This is a genomic window from Methanosarcina vacuolata Z-761, from assembly GCF_000969905.1.
Taxonomy (GTDB): domain Archaea; phylum Halobacteriota; class Methanosarcinia; order Methanosarcinales; family Methanosarcinaceae; genus Methanosarcina; species Methanosarcina vacuolata.
Map to the genome: position 1 here is coordinate 1,858,758 of NZ_CP009520.1, position 15,688 is coordinate 1,874,445.

At 39.3% G+C, this 15,688-nt stretch carries 14 protein-coding genes; 6 read left to right on the forward strand and 8 right to left on the reverse strand.

What is annotated here, in order from left to right; genetic code table 11:
* Window positions 1–365: 365 nt before the first annotated feature.
* Window positions 366–1,151 carry a Sec-independent protein translocase TatC gene (gene tatC, locus MSVAZ_RS07785; protein ID WP_048119952.1) on the reverse strand — a complete coding sequence of 262 codons (786 nt, stop codon included), beginning with the start codon at window positions 1,149–1,151 and terminating at the stop codon, window positions 366–368.
* 896 nt (window positions 1,152–2,047) lie between these two features.
* Here tatC (MSVAZ_RS07785) and tatC (MSVAZ_RS07790) point away from each other — a divergent pair.
* From tatC (MSVAZ_RS07790) to MSVAZ_RS07805, 4 genes are all read left to right on the forward strand, one after another.
* Window positions 2,048–2,830 carry a twin-arginine translocase subunit TatC gene (gene tatC, locus MSVAZ_RS07790; RefSeq protein ID WP_048119954.1) on the forward strand — a complete coding sequence of 261 codons (783 nt, stop codon included), beginning with the start codon at window positions 2,048–2,050 and terminating at the stop codon, window positions 2,828–2,830.
* A gap of 130 nt (window positions 2,831–2,960) precedes the next feature.
* Window positions 2,961–3,413 carry a Sec-independent protein translocase subunit TatA/TatB gene (locus tag MSVAZ_RS19425; RefSeq protein ID WP_082091066.1) on the forward strand — a complete coding sequence of 151 codons (453 nt, stop codon included), beginning with the start codon at window positions 2,961–2,963 and terminating at the stop codon, window positions 3,411–3,413.
* A gap of 249 nt (window positions 3,414–3,662) precedes the next feature.
* Window positions 3,663–3,968 carry a twin-arginine translocase TatA/TatE family subunit gene (locus MSVAZ_RS07800; RefSeq protein WP_048119955.1) on the forward strand — a complete coding sequence of 102 codons (306 nt, stop codon included), beginning with the start codon at window positions 3,663–3,665 and terminating at the stop codon, window positions 3,966–3,968.
* A gap of 154 nt (window positions 3,969–4,122) precedes the next feature.
* Window positions 4,123–4,644 (forward strand): Nudix hydrolase, encoded by a 522-nt coding sequence (locus MSVAZ_RS07805; RefSeq protein WP_052725376.1) that lies wholly within the window; start codon window positions 4,123–4,125, stop codon window positions 4,642–4,644.
* A 194-nt stretch (window positions 4,645–4,838) separates the two neighbouring features.
* On the opposite strand, the gene amrS is transcribed toward MSVAZ_RS07805, so the two are convergent.
* Window positions 4,839–5,903 (reverse strand): AmmeMemoRadiSam system radical SAM enzyme, encoded by a 1,065-nt coding sequence (gene amrS / locus MSVAZ_RS07810; protein WP_048119960.1) that lies wholly within the window; start codon window positions 5,901–5,903, stop codon window positions 4,839–4,841.
* Between amrS and MSVAZ_RS21795 the strand changes: the two genes are divergently transcribed.
* Complete coding sequence (locus MSVAZ_RS21795; RefSeq protein WP_084626221.1) at window positions 5,823–6,149, forward strand: pentapeptide repeat-containing protein; 327 nt, start codon at window positions 5,823–5,825, stop codon at window positions 6,147–6,149. The genes amrS and MSVAZ_RS21795 overlap by 81 nt on opposite strands.
* Before the next feature lie 103 nt (window positions 6,150–6,252).
* Here the strand turns inward: MSVAZ_RS21795 and MSVAZ_RS18775 are convergent, their stop codons facing one another.
* The 5 genes from MSVAZ_RS18775 to rsgA all read right to left on the reverse strand — a co-directional run bounded on the left by MSVAZ_RS18775 (window position 6,253) and on the right by rsgA (window position 14,197).
* A complete protein-coding gene (locus tag MSVAZ_RS18775) occupies window positions 6,253–8,724 on the reverse strand; it encodes a PAS domain-containing sensor histidine kinase (protein ID WP_052727916.1) in 2,472 nt (823 codons plus the stop codon).
* Window positions 8,725–9,170: 446 nt separating this feature from the next.
* On the reverse strand, window positions 9,171–10,445 hold the full coding sequence (locus tag MSVAZ_RS07820; RefSeq protein ID WP_048119962.1) for a methyltransferase: 1,275 nt from the start codon (window positions 10,443–10,445) through the stop codon (window positions 9,171–9,173).
* Window positions 10,446–11,101: 656 nt separating this feature from the next.
* Window positions 11,102–11,287 (reverse strand): hypothetical protein, encoded by a 186-nt coding sequence (locus MSVAZ_RS07825; protein WP_048119964.1) that lies wholly within the window; start codon window positions 11,285–11,287, stop codon window positions 11,102–11,104.
* A gap of 388 nt (window positions 11,288–11,675) precedes the next feature.
* Window positions 11,676–12,785 (reverse strand): DUF362 domain-containing protein, encoded by a 1,110-nt coding sequence (locus tag MSVAZ_RS07830; RefSeq protein WP_048119966.1) that lies wholly within the window; start codon window positions 12,783–12,785, stop codon window positions 11,676–11,678.
* 302 nt (window positions 12,786–13,087) lie between these two features.
* Window positions 13,088–14,197 (reverse strand): ribosome small subunit-dependent GTPase A, encoded by a 1,110-nt coding sequence (gene rsgA / locus MSVAZ_RS07835; protein ID WP_048119968.1) that lies wholly within the window; start codon window positions 14,195–14,197, stop codon window positions 13,088–13,090.
* 182 nt (window positions 14,198–14,379) lie between these two features.
* On the opposite strand from rsgA, the gene MSVAZ_RS07840 reads away from it, so the two are divergent.
* The gene (locus MSVAZ_RS07840) at window positions 14,380–14,688 is read left to right on the forward strand and encodes a hypothetical protein (protein ID WP_048119970.1); all 309 of its coding nucleotides are present in this window, start codon (window positions 14,380–14,382) and stop codon (window positions 14,686–14,688) included.
* Window positions 14,689–15,019: 331 nt separating this feature from the next.
* Here MSVAZ_RS07840 and MSVAZ_RS19440 read toward each other — a convergent pair whose 3' ends face one another.
* Window positions 15,020–15,235 carry a hypothetical protein gene (locus tag MSVAZ_RS19440; protein WP_232316254.1) on the reverse strand — a complete coding sequence of 72 codons (216 nt, stop codon included), beginning with the start codon at window positions 15,233–15,235 and terminating at the stop codon, window positions 15,020–15,022.
* Window positions 15,236–15,688 lie beyond the last annotated feature (453 nt).

Here is a 15,688-nt window from a genome sequence, read left to right on the forward strand (position 1 = left end):
ATAATGCGGATAGACGAGTGCGGAATAGAATGATTAGTATCGAATATGCAGGTCCTATAATAGCTCTTGTTTTAAAAATTATATAAAAATAGTATTTTTAAGGTCCAGATGTGTATCTGGATTACTGAATAATTTATGGTCTTAATTGAAGTTAACTTGCACTTTTGAAGTTAACTTGCACTTTTGAAGTTAACTTGCACATTATCAAACTTTTACTGGCTCTTTTTCATTCCCTATGAATAAGATGATTTTCAATTCAAGACCGTATTGGTTTTTATGAGAATATTATGAGGATATCCACACAAAATAACGAAGAGCCATTTTACTTTTAGATCCCTAAACTGTATTTTGTCACATTTCTTCTTTTAGTTTCTTCTTGTAATCCCGGATGCAGTTGCTGAAGGGTCAGAGTTTCCGAGCCTGTTCTTTACTCCAATTAACCGCACAACTACCATACTGATCTCAAAAAAGAACGCCATGGGCACGGCAACCATCATCTGACTGAAGACATCTGCCCCAGGAGTAACTACGGCTGCAATAAACACGACAAGGACATAAATATGCTTGCGGTACGTCACAAGAGTACTGTATTTTACAAATCCATTTCGGGTAAGGAAAGTAAGTACTATAGGGAGTTCAAAGACCAGACCAAAGATTGCTGTAGTCGTTGCTATAAATGAGATAAACTTGAAAACCGAATAAGTCGCAGTCACCCCTGAGTCTGCTGCGTCAATGTAGAGGAACTTAAGGAAGAGAGGCAGCATGAGGAAATAAGAATATGAAGCTCCAATGACGAACATGACAATGACCGCTAGACTCAGGAAAACAAACTGGCCTTTTCCAATAGATATCGGAACTTTAATTGAGTACCGCTTCGAGATTGCCCTATAAGCATAGAATGCAATTAGAGGCAGGGTGATGAGAATTCCTATTATAATAGAGAGCTTTAGCTCCAGCATCATTACCTCAAGGGGAGATACATACACCAGCTTTGCGCCCTCTGGGAGAAGATCAACCTTCATTCTCTCAATTAGAGGGCCTGTAAACTGGAAAGAGAGAATAATGCCTGTGATAAGGACCCCAGCAATCACAAGTAACTTATTTCGCAGGGTCAGCAGAATTGCACTGAGATTTTCAATCGCTTCAGACATAATGAGTACCTATCCGGGAAAGCAAAAGAAAGTTTTTTGTCCTATTTAAAGAAACCTTATATTCACCGCAGTGAGATCTATTCATTGCAGAGATTTTCATATCAACTTTCTTTTTACCTATTTTGTTTTTTCGATTTTAGGTTTTTTCGGTTCTTTTCACGGAATCCTTCAAATTTTCCTGAGACTGCAAGCCATTCAGAAGATTCAATTGATGAAAGTCACGAAATCTGAGTATGGAAACAACGGGTTCAAGTATAGAGAACCGGGAAATAGCAGTTGTTTTAATAGGTGATAGTATTTATTACGAGTATATTATATTAATTATCTTAATTCGTTTACACAATCATCAATTAATTATCTGAATCCGATTATATTATTTGTTATAACTAAATTTATATTAATTGAATAATTATAATACATAAATTATTTTAAGTAAATTATAGTAATCGTCAGCATATATTAATCAAACTCTCTTAATCGTATTATATTAATAATTTTAAGTAATTATATATCATTTCAAGTGATAATGTCAACCATTTTAAGTAATTATGTTAATCGTTTTAAGTAATTATGTTAATCATTTTAAGTAATTATGTGAATCATTTTAAGTAATTATGTTAATCGCTTCAAGTAATTATGTTAATCGTTTTAAGTGATTATGTTAATCATTTTAAGTGATTGCATTATTAATGGCTCAGTACTATAAATGCTCAAGTATGCAGCTTTCAAGTATGCAAATATATAGTAGAAAGATATTCTGAAGAGGGATCGTAAAATGGATTGTGAAGATCTCTTTCACCGGGAAATTGGAATACCTCCGAAGAGTTGCAGATTTACATTCTATATTATGTTCCGACATTAATATATTTACCTAGATAGATGTAAGAGCGGAAAAAATGAACTCACAGAACACAGGCAACAGACCAACAGCTTCTACCGAAAAAAACTCGGGGATGAACTCTTATCCTTCCGGTGTCCCGGGAGATAATGAGGAACCTCTCATGGTTCACCTGTTAGAGCTCAGAAACCGTCTAGCAATCGTTTTGATCTGGCTCTGTCTGGGAATACTTATTGCTTTCCCATTTTCAGCAAAAGGGATGCTGATTGTCTGGAAGGAATTTATAAATACTGACTTTTACATGACGGCTTACTCACCTCTTGAATGGACCTTTGCGCGCCTCAAGCTCTGCCTCGTTTTTGCTCTGGCCACTTCAATCCCTCTGCTCTTCTACGAGCTTTACAGGTTTGCAGGCAAAGGACTTTATCCACATGAGAAGCGCTTTTTCCTCAAGGTCATTCCTCTATCCTTCCTGCTTTTCATCTTTGGGACCTCTATAGGGTACTTTATCGTCCTGCCTGTCATGTTCAAATACATTCTATTTTACTCGGGAGACATGGCTACAGCGCAGCTTTCCGTTCAGGATACTCTCTCAGCAGTAACTACAATTCTGTCAGGTTTCGGAATTGTATTCCAGCTTCCCTTGCTTGTGATTTTTGCCGTGAAAATGGGGCTTATAGAATACGAGACTCTTAAAAAGCAAAGGATACTGGTCTACAGTGTGATTATGGCAATTTCACTTTTCCTTTCGCCTGATCCTACATTCATTGCCCAGATCCTTGTGGCGTTTTTATTGGGAATTCTCTTTGAGTTCAGCCTGCTACTTATCCGGCTATTTTGATAGCTAGTTTGCCTATTTATAGGACCCTTTATTTTTAAAAACAGGTGTTTTTAAAAGGATCTCCGAACAAGCCAGTCCTACCGATCTTATTACAAGAACTTTTATATTTGATTGTTGATAATAACCAACAATGATAGGCACACAGGAATTAATAGTAATTCTTATTGTAGCTCTCTTCCTCTTTGGGCCGCAGAAGCTTCCTGAGCTTGCACGATCGTTAGGAAGTGCAATGGGAGAATTTAAAAAAGCACAGCGCGCTTCTGAGCTTGAGCTCAATCAATTTGATGCCTACACCAGAAAAGCTGCGAATACAGCTGCTTCTGAGGAAAAAGAGAAAGGGACGGAACAAAAAGATACTCCCAGCAGCAGTAAAAAAACAAACACCGATACAAAGCTGGAAACCGGTACAGAATTGAAAACCGATACAGAGCTGAAAACCGATACAGAGCTGAAAACCGGTACAGAATTGAAAACCGATACAGAGCTGAAAACCGGTACAGACACGAAAATCGATACAGATCTGGAAAACAAGCCGGAAGCCGGAAAATCTGTTTCTGAACAGGAAGAGCTCCGGAAAATCTGAAATCCAGGATTAAATCGGGATAAAAGTAGATAAACCTGAGTCGAAAACCAAAATGGGATAAATTTAATAAATATAAGAAGCAAAATAAAAACTATTAAATATATAAAATCTGCAAAATAGTAAATAAAAATAGAAACTTTATATAACATAAAAAATCTTAGCTTAACTTATAGATATTTACAATTTTTAGATCATTATCACCTGCTGAATTATATTTATTTAAGAAAACGAAAAGCTTGAGGTTAAGCCATGATAGGCACACAAGAACTCATAATGATTTTTGCAGTAGTTGTACTCCTTTTCGGAGCTACTAAACTTCCGGAGCTAGCCAGGTCCATGGGAAGTTCAGTGGGCGAATTTAAGAAAGCTCAGAAGGAATCCGAGCTAAACCTTAAAGAATTTGAAAAATCCATAACAGAACCCACAGCTCCAAAGAGCAAGGTACAGGAAACTGCCCAGAAACTTGGGATTGACATAAAAGGTAAGACCGATGATCAGCTTCTGGATGAGATCCAGAAAGCCGCAGAAAAACCAAAAGAGGTCTCAGAACCCTGAAAAATCCTGAAAAGTGAATTTCTTTTTTCTTTTCATGGCATTATTCCAGGTTTAACCTTTTTTAATGAAGCCTGTCATTTTTATTTTAACCGATATTTTTATTTTTTTCCCCGCCTGAATAAAGGTAGTGAAACAACTTAATAGGAGTGCTTTTGTGGCAGAACTAATCACTGAAGTAGACAAAAACGATAACGTTCTCGGGCTGCGCGAACGAGAGGAATTTTATTCGGGAAAGCATATCCACAGAGCTGCCCAACTTATCCTTCTCAACCCTGAAAATAAAATGCTTATCCAGAAAAGGGCACCTCAAAAACGGTGGTTTCCGGGCCGTTATACATATTCGGTAAGCGGTACTGTAGCAAATGAGTCTTATGAAGCCTGCATGGCACGGGAAATGCTTGAAGAAATAGGAATCTCGGTTCCCTTCCAAAAATTATTTAAAATTCCCTGTATCATCGAAAACAAAGGAGCCTTCCATATGGTATTTTCAGGCCTATGCTCGGAAAAAACTGCAAGCTTAATTCGGCCTGACCCGGAAGAAGCCGTATCTGTAGAATGGGTTGAACTTGAAGAACTGCACAGGGCTGTCAAAACTGAACCTGAGAAATATACGCCTTCCCTGCGAGAAGGAATTATAAAAATTTTCCACGAAGGGTGCGAAAAATATATTTTTTGAGATATAATTTTTTCTGGTATTTTATTCTTGGTATTTTATTCTTGGTATTTTATTCTTGGTATTTTATTCTTGGTATTTTATTCTTGGTATTTTATTCTTGGTATTTTATTCTTGGTATTTTATTCTTGGTATTTTATTCTTGGTATTTTATTCTTGGTATTTTATTCTCATCTATCGTTTGCTGAATAATCCGCTTAATAGTCGTATTCACCCGGTGCATGTTTTGAACCGGCATATTCACCTACAATGGGAATGTGTTCCCCACATTTCGGGCAGGTTTTCTCAGGTGTGATCTCATACTTTTCAATGTCGAAATAGCCACGCTTGATCAACATTTTTCCGCAGTTCGGGCAGAAAGTATTGTTGCGGTCACTGCCAGGAACGTTGCCCATGTAAACATACTTCATTCCTTCTTCAGTTGCAATTTTACAGGCTTCCTGCATGGTTTTTACAGGCGTCGGGTAGAGGTCCTGCATCTTGTACTGGGGATGGAAACGAGTAAAATGCAGTGGAGTCTCAGGTCCGAGATTTTTATACACCCATTTTGAAAGTTCCCTTATTTCATCAAGGGAATCGTTTACACTTGGAATAATGAGGTTTGTAATCTCAACATGTATTCCAAGTTGTTTTGCAAGGGCAGAAGCTTCGAGCACAGGGGCGAGTTTTGCGCTGGCGACATCGTGGTAGAATTTTTCAGTGAATGCTTTGATATCGATATTCGCGGCATCCAGATAGGGTGCTATATTCCTGAGAGCATCAGGCGTCATATACCCATTTGTCACATAGATTGTTCCAAGCCCTGCCTCTTTTGCCATTTTCGCACACTCATAGGTATACTCGTGCCAGATTGTTGGCTCATTATAGGTCCAGGCAATGGAGCTTGAACGTGAGAGAAGCGCCCTTTCAACAAGTTCTTCAGGTGGAATATCCATTGTGTAAGCATCTTCCAGGCAGACCTGAGAAATTGACCAGTTCTGGCAGTGCTTACATCGGAAATTGCACCCTATTGACCCGACAGAATGAACATAAGACCCTGGATAAAAGTGATAAAGAGGTTTTTTTTCGACAGGGTCAACAGCCTCGCTTGAGACCGTCCCATAAATAAGAGTATATAGTTTTCCGTCCCTGTTTTCCCGGACTCCGCAAAAGCCCCTTTTTCCCTGGGAAATTTTGCAACTATGGGCACAGAGCTTGCAGTGTACTTTATTATCTCCGATTTTCTCGTAGAGCATGGCTTCTTTTATCACAGCAATCCCCATTTAGAAATTGCTTTACAGCATAATAATGTTGCTGTTTCATATTTTTCCAGTTTTTCGGGAAGAAATGGTCAACTTACGGGTAAGTTTCTGCACCTGGTAATACTATCTGGAACAATAGGGTTTAAAACAAAGCTATCCGAAAAAAGCGATCTGGAACAAAGTGATCTGAAACAAAGTGATCTGAAACAAAGTGATCTGAAACAAAGTGATCTGAAACAAAGTGATCTGAAACAAAGTGATCTGTAACAAAGCGTTCTAGAACAAAGCGACCTGAAACACAACGGTCTGGAACAAAGCGATCTGAAACAATCTCATGCTTTGATGCCATTGCCTGTGCAGAAAAAACAGTTTAAAATTTGTTTTCCACTTTGAACCTCATGCTGAACTCGGTTCCGTTTTCTTTCTTCAGTTCGATTTCGCCTTCCAGCTGATTAACCAGAATGCTTACCAGTTGCAGGCCAAGGGTTTCAGGATTTTCGAAGTTTATGGTTTCCGGGATACCTTTCCCGTTATCCGAGACCGTAAGGTTAAATTCTGTACTTTTGCCTTCCGGACCTTTCTCTTCTTTGAGGCATCCGGACTCGTTGTTTCTGGAAAGTCTGATCCGAATTTCTCCGTTTTTCCCGTATGGAAACGCATGCTTCAGGGAATTTGAGACAAGTTCATTGACAATTAGCCCTAAAGGCACAGTAATATCCATGTCAAAGAAAATATCCTCCTCCAGCTCCGTTTTGAGACTAATAGCTGCATCTCCAAGCCTGTAAGTCTGGAAAAGGTTGTCGATGAGTTTCTTAAGATACGGTGAAAAGTTAAGCTTCTCAGTTCCTTCTCCTTCATGCAATTCCTCATGGATTAGAGCAATGGAGATTACCCGGTCCTGGCTTTCCCTGAAGGCTTCAAGGACCTCAAAATTCTTAACGCATTCCATGCTGTTGAACTTTTCAGCCTGGAGGTCCAGCAGGGAGGAAATTACCTGGAGATTGTTCTTGATGCGGTGGTGAATTTCTCTCTGGCGGGCAATTTTAATGTTCGCAAGAAATTCCTCGGTTTCCTTCCTTTCGGTTATGTCGTAAATCGTGCCCTGATAGTATTTCGGTTTCCCATCTTTTCCCAGGACTTTCTGGTAAATTTCGTGTAACCATCGGATTTTTCCGTCCCTGTGTATTATGCGAAAATCAACTTTAGTGTGTTTTATAAAAGGTGAATTCCGAATCCTTTCCTCTTCTTTGAGGAGTAAAGGCAGATCCTCAGGAAGGATTATCTCTTTCCACTTAGCCCTGGACATAAGTTCTTCTTCGGTATGTCCTGTGATCTCTTCAACAGCTCCGTTCATGAATATGGGAATGAAATTCTTGTCTGTCTGGAAAGCAATCCCCTGAAAATTCTGTATGAGAGAACGATATTTCATTTCACTCGCTTCAACTTTTTCCAGCGTGCATTTCCATTCTGTGATGTCTTTCATCACACCAATAGCCCTGTAAACTTTCCCCTCGTCATCTTTTAGCCAGACGCCCCGGGCTTCAACGTATATATATTTTCCATCTTTCTTCCTGAACCTGAACTCTGCATGAATTCTCGCTTTTTTCTTGAAGAAGTTCTCCATACTTTCAATCGTCTCGGTCCTGTCTTCAGGGTGAAGATGCTCTATCCAGAACGATTCATTAAAGTTTTTAAACTCTTCAGGAGAGTATCCTGTTACTTCCCGGATGGCTCCTGCCCATTCTACTTCGTGTGTATCGGGCCTGAAATCAAACACTAATTGCCCTGTCTGCTCGGTTGCGGTGCGGTATCTTTCCTCGCTTTCTTGCAGGCTTTTGCTGGCAAGTTTCTGTTCTGTTATATCTTTTACTACTCCAGTGACCCTGCTGATACTTCCGCTTGAGCCCAGTATATCGGTTCCGCTTTCCTCAAGATAAGCATAGTCGCCGTTCTTTTTTCGGAACCGGTATTCCAGATGGAAGTTTACCCCGTTTTTCATATGGTTTTCATTGTTTATCCAGAGCTTATACCTGTCCTCAGGGTGAACGTATTCCATCCATGAGTTCACACCTGCATCTTTTAATTCTTCAGGCGTGTATCCCGTAACTTCTTCAACCGAGCCGAGCAAGTCTACTTTATCAGCCATCATGTCGCAATTGTATACCATGTGCCCTGTTTTTTCCAGAATGGTCTTGTACATTTTCTCATTTTTCTTAATTTGTTCATTCAATTTATTTTTGGAACTAAGGCTCTCTTTCAGAATGTTTTCAGTCTTTCTGAGCTCGGTTATATCCTGCATTACAGTAATAATCCCAATAGTCTCCCCATTCTCGTCGCATAAGGCTGATTTATTTAAAATAAAAGTTTTTGTTGTCCCGTCCGCAACTATGAGTTCCTGTTCTAAGGTTCTCGTTCCACCATGATTCAGGATTTCATTTTCGATTTGGGCCCATTCGTTACATCTTTCCAGGAGGTCCCTCTTTTTTACAATATATTTTCTGGGACTCTCTATAAATTTCCGGACGAGTTCGCGGAGTGTTCTCCCGATAATCTTTTCTTTTGGAAGGCCAAGCATCTTCCTTGAATGCGCTTCATTTACTAGAAGGAAAACACCATTTTTATCCTTGTATGAAATAGGATTGACCATAGTGTCAAGTATATTTTCTATAATATGAGGACTATCCAGAAAAATAAGACCTGAGATCTTGCTTTTTTCACCAGATACTTGAACCTGGCTACAAGCCACATTATTTGAGGCTTTTAGCTTGTTTGTCTTTTTATCTTCGTTTACCAGTGCTGTCGTTCCTTCCTGACATTCTGGTTCTTCATCATAGTCCTTCATTTTTCTTCCCCAGAGTTTCTCGAAAATCAAGTTTTTTGGCACTCAAATTAACAGATAGGCTCTATGTTTTTAATGGACGGAATATCTGGTTAAATAAATATTGATAAAGTTAAAACAAGTTTCCTGATGTTTTCTATGTTCAATTTACAATAAATCAATAAATTAAATTACATTTCATGATAATTAATAGTTATCTCTTCAGGAAAGAAAGGAAAAAGTAATTTTTGAAATTCGGAAATAATAAAAAAGTAACTGAGAAAAAAGTAATCTTCTTCAGGTTGTCTCAAAACTCGACCCGTTTCTACAATTGGGTAATTGGAATTGTTGACTTTAAATTCAGATCGAAGATTATTCTGAAATTCAGGTATTTATTTGCCTTGAAGTATAGTACATTATCCTATTTGTAGAATCAAATGTAGTTTTGAGACAACTTGTTCCTGCAAATTTCAGGTTGCTTTCCGTGCAAACACAATCCTTGAACCGTCCGTCATGTCAAGAGCACGGAAGACTTCAAGCCCATAATTGTCAAGCAGCTCTATATACTCATTAAAGGGGACGCTATTTTCGAAACTGTAACCTGATCCTCCTTTTTTCACACCTTCAAAAGTCCAGAGGTTCCAGTCAAGGCTGAGAAGTGGGCTTGATTTTATTTTTTCGTCAGGCATCTGCCTGGTTACGAAAATGCCTCCAGGGTTTAAGGCTTCCGAAAGCTTGGGGACAAGGGAAGGCACTTTTCCGCCGGGGTTAAAGGAAGAAAAGATAAGGTCATAGCCACTTCCGATTTCATCTTTAAAAAAATCTCCCGGAATTGTACTCACTCTTGAAGCCCCATATTTCTCGATGAAATATCCTGTTTCGCCAGTAACGGGTGGAAGGTCGAAAACAAAAGCCTGAAGGTCTTCATTCAGCTTTGAAAAAGCGATTGCATAAAGCCCATGCCCCCCTCCTATGTCAAGCAGCCTTTTGACATTTGTAAAATCAACATTTTCCATGACAACAGTTACAGTTTCCTGAAGCAGACCACAGCGTGCGTTTTCAGCCATACAGTGGACAATTTCCCCAAAAAAAGGCCCTTTCTCGACAATATCGGGCCCCTGCTTCATAATCTGAGGAATGCGAGCCCAGCGTTCAACATTTCGAATCCTTTCGGCAAGGTAATGCTGCTGAGAAAACGGAGAACTTTCCATGAGATAAGTTGCACTGAGTTCAGAGACAAGGTACACTGCCTCGCCACTCTTTGTTCCATTGTCATGGTCCTCAGATCCGGTTTCGGATTTACCGTTATCTTGACTGGCGACTGCATCTATTTTTCCAATCTGCGCCTTCTCTTCTTCCTTACCCATTCCCTCCTCAAATCTGTCAAGGAACCCGAGACTATGGAGGGCTTCACAGAAATGAGGCATGAGCAGAGGATCACAGCCAAGTTTTTCAGCCAGGTCCTCTGCTGACAAAGGAGATTTAAGTGCTTCAAACACTCCGAGCTCAAGAGCCGAAACAATCAGCCTGTATTCTTTTAAACCCTGAATTGAAGAATCCATAAACTTAAAAAAGCGATCGAAATCGATCTCAGGCTTTTGCATTAAATCCAGAATTTTTCCAGCCTCTTCTTCATTTTTAAGCTTTACACTGGGGTCAAATTCATTTTCTAATCTGTTTTTATCTGTATCCTGTGCATTAACTTCAGTATCAGGTTCTGCTTTATCATCAATTTTACTTTCCATGCCCTATCTCCTTTTTATTAATTCTTCCAGACTTTTCACAGATCAATTTTAAAAAGTTACTATTCTCATATATTTACCCACTGTAAATATTAATCTAATAAAATATTGTAATAATTAATAAGATAAGAAATTTGCTTTATATTAATATCAGTAAACATTGTTAACTAAAGGTACTACTCTAAGAAAATAAAGCTTAAGGTGAAGATTGAAACAATCGAAAAATGTTATTATAACGAACTGGTACACACGGCAATCTGTATAGAAACTTTCTTTCTCGCCTTAAACATTGTTAAGATAATTTGGATCAGTTAGAGTTAGGATCAGTTAGAGTTAGGATCAGTTAGAGTTAGGACCAGTTAGAGTTAGGACCAGTTAGAGTCAGGATCAGTTAGAGTTAGGATCAGTTAGAGTTAGGATCAGTTAGAGTTAAAGTGAGAATTAGAATTAATAGGGAATTAGTTTTGAAATATAGTTCGGATTTCTACAGATATATACAGAAACCCTTAAAATTAGAACTTGAGCAGGTTTACCTAGCAATGGATACAGCTGTTCCTCTAGAAATCGTAGTAACCGAATTTGTTTCAAATGCCCTGAACTCTAAACTGAATTTTTCACACCGAAAAAAAGGTTAAAAAACAATAAATTTAAAAAAAACTTTAGATTGATGCGTCAACGTAATCGACCGGTCTTTTAAAAACAGCTGCTATCATACCATTTTCGTCGATATCATCCGCAAATTTGATGAGCTCCCAGCCTTCAGTCCCGAGGCTGTTAAGATCTTCTTTTGCCTTTGACCACTCACTGAACCTTATCTCTTTAACATCGTATTCCCAGATGGTCACTCTAATTCATCTCCAGTAAAGTTGGGTAATATTAACTCATATATTAAGTGGTGGCATCTGCTATATTTATCTTTTTAAAAAATAGATTTGCGATTAAATCAACTAAAGTTGATTTGTAAATTATTTGTAAATTATTTGTAAATTATTTGTAAATTATTTGTAAATTATTTGTAAATTATTTGTAAATTATTTGTAAATTGATTAAGAATCGACCTATAAATCTACCTTACTTAAATCTTATAACTAAGCCTATATTCAGGTTTTTTAAGGAACAAATAAAAAGGAAAAATTGTTGAGAATTGTTTTTCTGAAGTTAATTTCTTTAGCCGAGGTTGAATTTCAGCCAATCTTTAAAATAACTCAAATCTCAATCCGTCTTTAAATTCGCTCAAATCTCAACAAGTTCATACTCACGGCTTCCAAACTCGATTTCTTCTCCATACGTGAGCTGGTGGGTTCCATTGATCATTGGCCATGCTCCCTTGAACTTATCGGCTCCTGCTTCGTGGTTGCATTGAAGAGAGGAGTTGACAAGCCCTTTCTGCCGATTTACGAGGTCATAGCTTGCCTGGTCAAGGGCAACAGGGTCTTTTGAGGCAATAATTCCGATATCCGGTACTATCGGAGCATCACTCCAGGGTACGCAGTCGCAGTCAGGTGTAATTTTAAGCAGGAAATTTATGTAACCTACTTTTCCTTCTTTTCCTTTTACTGCCCCATAAGCGTACTCAGTAAGACATTCCAGGAAGTTCGGGATATCATGTTCCCAATCTATAGTTATAGCTCCGGCAGGGCAAACTTCCATGCACTGTCCGCAGCTTATACAGATATTGGGATCAATCATTGAGACTTCTCCCAGAAGAGAAGAAGCTCCTACAGGACAGATTTTAACACATTTCTGGCAGCCTATACACTTATCCTGAATAACATGCGGGCTTGTACTGAAATGCTGTTCCTTCTTGCCGGCTGCAGGTGCACAACCCATAGCGAGGTTCTTGATAGCTCCTCCAAAACCAGCTACTATATGCCCCTTGAAGTGGGACATCACAATCATAGAATCCGCAGCAGCAATATCCGCACCTATTTTTACGGACTTAAAATGTTTCTTCCCGATCTCCACATCTGCAACGTTCTGGCTTCTCAAACCGTCTGATATGATAAGCGGAGCCCTGACAACGGAATAATCAAAACCGTGTTCAATTGCAGTCGTCAGGTGGTCAACTGCATTATGCCGGCTGCCTGAATAAAGAGTATTTGTGTCCGTAACAAACGGTTTTGCTCCGGCTGCCCGGATTTTTTCTACGACCTGCCGCACAAAGACCGGATTTATATATCCGTCACTTCCGTACTCTCCAAAATGAATTTTGATTGCAGTCAGATCACCTTCTCCAAGGAGTTCAGCAAAACCTGCTTCGTCAAAAAGCTTCTGGATCTTGCTGATCGTATTCTCCTCTGGATTTCTTGCTCTGAGATCTGCAAAATAAACTTTACTTGCCATATCAGTGCCTCCTAAATCTGAATTAATGTTTTTATAAAACTGTGAAGTTAAAAAAGTGTTGTTCATTTTTAGGTATTGCGCTGTTTGTGCTCTGTTTAGAAAAAAATAGAGAGAACGAAAAACGCTGCTTCAGTAGATCAGCTTCAGTCGATTAAGAGCCTATCCGAAAAGTGGTTGCCTGTTATAACTTTTACAATATGCAATATGCAAAATCAGAACGGACGCCCGGATATTTAGACCTATTGTAACTTTTCGATATGCATTACTGAATTTTCGGATAGGCTCTAAAAATACACTTCATCTCACAGTTTTCCCATAGATTTCTTATATTTCTTAATATCCAACGCTATATTCTTCCATTTTTCCTTTTCAAGCCGTTTCAGCCCAATTTCTGCTTTTTTTGACTGGAATATGAGTTCTCCAGTTAATCTGTGATAACTGGCAAGCCGTTCCTCAGAAATAACCCCTTCCTCAACCGCCTTCAGGACAGCGCAGCCCGGCTCGTCGCGGTGAGTGCAGTCTTTAAACTTACAATTGCGGGCTGCGTCAACGATCTCGGAAAAAGCTTTCTCAAGCCCTTCTGCAGAGTCTCCGAGCTGTATTTCCCTGATCCCGGGGTTGTCTATAAGGACTGCTCCGTTTGGAAGCAGAAAGAGCTGGCGGACTGTTGTTGTATGCCTGCCTTTTTCATCGTCTTTCCGGATATCTCCGGTTTTCTGGACAGTTTCACCAAGAAAAGCGTTGATAAGCGTGGATTTTCCGACGCCTGAGGAACCGATTAATGCAACTGTTTCCCCAGGGTTGAGGTAAGGGCTAAGTTCGTCAAGCCCGGTTTTTGAAAGGGCGCTTAATGGAATAACCGGCACGTCACCTGCAATGGACCGGATTTTTTCTACCAGCCGGGTTGGGTTATCTTCAAGGTCGATTTTGTTAAGTAAAATCACAGGGTTTGCCCCGGAAGAATACACAATGGCAAGATACCTCTCAAGCCTTCGAAGGTTGAGGTCCTTACCAACCGACGTCACGATAAAAATGGTATCAAGGTTTGCAGCAATTACCTGCTCTCCGCTCCCGTCTCCTGCTGCTCCTCTTGAAAGGCAGGTCCTCCTGGGCAGGATATTCACAACCATGCGTGAGCCCAGTTCAGGCTGGTCAAGCAAAACGACAAAATCCCCTACCACCGGCTGCTTCCCAATTTTCAGAAGTGCACCTGAGATTCCAGCCTGTACGACAGCTCCAGAGACAAGGACCTCGCAGACCGTTTTATGCCTTGATGCAACTCTTCCGGGAGTGTAAGGGCCTTTGTAGGCAGAAAATGCCAGTTCAAGATCTTCGTTCCATCCTGGAATTTTATCGGCGTCAGAGTGAACTGAATTATGACCTGAATTTTCCGTTTCGCTATGATTGTTCATAAGATGGAAGTATCTGGTTAAATGGATAAATATTTTGATATCTTGTCCTGTAAAAATTCAATTGTGCCTGAAAATTCTTTCTTATTCCGGCTGAAAAAGTTCCCTGTTGGAGAACTGACTTCATTTTAAACTCTTTTTTTCTTTTCAAACTCTTTTTATAGTAAAGTGGCAAATTCAAAATAATGATCGATTCTGCATCTCTACGAATAATTGTAATTTTTATTGTCATTGTTATAGCCGTTTTACTTATATTCTCACGTTTAGGGAAAAGGCTCGATAAGGCTGACAAATGCATTAAAAGCTGTGCTAAAGAGGAAGAAAATGAGAGCGAAAATGAAAAAGAAGACGCAATGGCGATTGGACTTTCCCTTGGCATGTCATTTGGTTTGATACTTGGCCTTATGATGGACAATCTAACCCTGGGGATTGCTCTCGGACCTGCCCTTGGAATGGCTTTTGGAGCTTTATATGGGAAAAAAGAGAAGAAATAGTACGTGATTCAATCAGAGTGGAGATATAAGAGCAGTTGATCCGCTTATTCAAATGTTAGATGATTTTATACAAATACATATGTAAGAAAGTATTCAGCAGAAGATCTTAAGGGCCTATCTTTTCTTGAATTTTTCCTTTTAAAGTCGTTTAAGCCCAATTTCCGCTTTTTTGATTGGACTATGAGCTCTTCAGCTAATCTGTGATAGCTGGTAAGCCGTTCTTCTGGAATAAGCCCGTCTTCAACTGCCTCTTCCTGGGCAGAATATTCACAACCATGCGTGAGCCCAGTTCAGATTGGTCAAGCAAAACGACAAAATCCCCTACAACCGGCTACTTCCCAATTTTCAGAAGTGCACCTGAGATTCCAGCCTGTACGACAGCTCCAGAGACAAGGACCTCGCAGACAGTTTTATGCCTTAATGCAACTCTTCCGGGAGTGTAGGGGCCTTTGTAGGCAGAAAAAGCCAGTTCAAGATCTTCGTTCCATCCTGGAATTTTATTGGGGTCACAGTGAACTGAACTTTCCTTGTCGTTATGATTGTTCATAAGATGGAAGTATCCGATTAAATGGATAAATATTTTGATATTTGTTCTGTAAAAATTCAATTGTGCTTGAAAATTCCTTCTTATTCCGACTTGTGCTGAAGGGGAGAAAGTGATAATTTTCAATAACTTTTTCCTTAAGTCACAAGTCAAACCGCAATGCTCTAAGCCTTAAACGAAAAGCACCCGAAACAACTTTAAGCTCTTCTGTTACTGTTTCCTATGAAATATATTGTAGCTATTGCACTTTCGTGGGTTCTTTTTAGGTGATATATTCGGTTAAGATACTATCTATAAGAAATGTGCTATTTTCGTTGCTTTTTCTGTTAATCTCCAAATGTAAATCAAGATGGATAGATGATTGCAGTAGTCATTTTACGTTAACAGATTCCCTAACCGAATAGAATTACAATTTATGCAGACGTTTCGATTAGATGCTTTACTTTTCAAGATCAT

Coding starts and splice junctions, on each gene's coding strand:
- tatC (WP_048119954.1), top strand. CDS start 2,048: ATGAACTCACAGAACACAGGCAACAGACCAACAGCTTCTACCGAAAAA.
- MSVAZ_RS07820 (WP_048119962.1), bottom strand. CDS start 10,445: ATGGAAAGTAAAATTGATGATAAAGCAGAACCTGATACTGAAGTTAAT.
- rsgA (WP_048119968.1), bottom strand. CDS start 14,197: ATGAACAATCATAGCGAAACGGAAAATTCAGGTCATAATTCAGTTCAC.
- MSVAZ_RS19425 (WP_082091066.1), top strand. CDS start 2,961: ATGATAGGCACACAGGAATTAATAGTAATTCTTATTGTAGCTCTCTTC.
- MSVAZ_RS07830 (WP_048119966.1), bottom strand. CDS start 12,785: ATGGCAAGTAAAGTTTATTTTGCAGATCTCAGAGCAAGAAATCCAGAG.
- MSVAZ_RS21795 (WP_084626221.1), top strand. CDS start 5,823: ATGGGCACAGAGCTTGCAGTGTACTTTATTATCTCCGATTTTCTCGTA.
- MSVAZ_RS18775 (WP_052727916.1), bottom strand. CDS start 8,724: ATGAAGGACTATGATGAAGAACCAGAATGTCAGGAAGGAACGACAGCA.
- MSVAZ_RS07800 (WP_048119955.1), top strand. CDS start 3,663: ATGATAGGCACACAAGAACTCATAATGATTTTTGCAGTAGTTGTACTC.
- tatC (WP_048119952.1), bottom strand. CDS start 1,151: ATGTCTGAAGCGATTGAAAATCTCAGTGCAATTCTGCTGACCCTGCGA.
- MSVAZ_RS19440 (WP_232316254.1), bottom strand. CDS start 15,235: ATGAACAATCATAACGACAAGGAAAGTTCAGTTCACTGTGACCCCAAT.
- MSVAZ_RS07840 (WP_048119970.1), top strand. CDS start 14,380: ATGATCGATTCTGCATCTCTACGAATAATTGTAATTTTTATTGTCATT.
- amrS (WP_048119960.1), bottom strand. CDS start 5,903: ATGGGGATTGCTGTGATAAAAGAAGCCATGCTCTACGAGAAAATCGGA.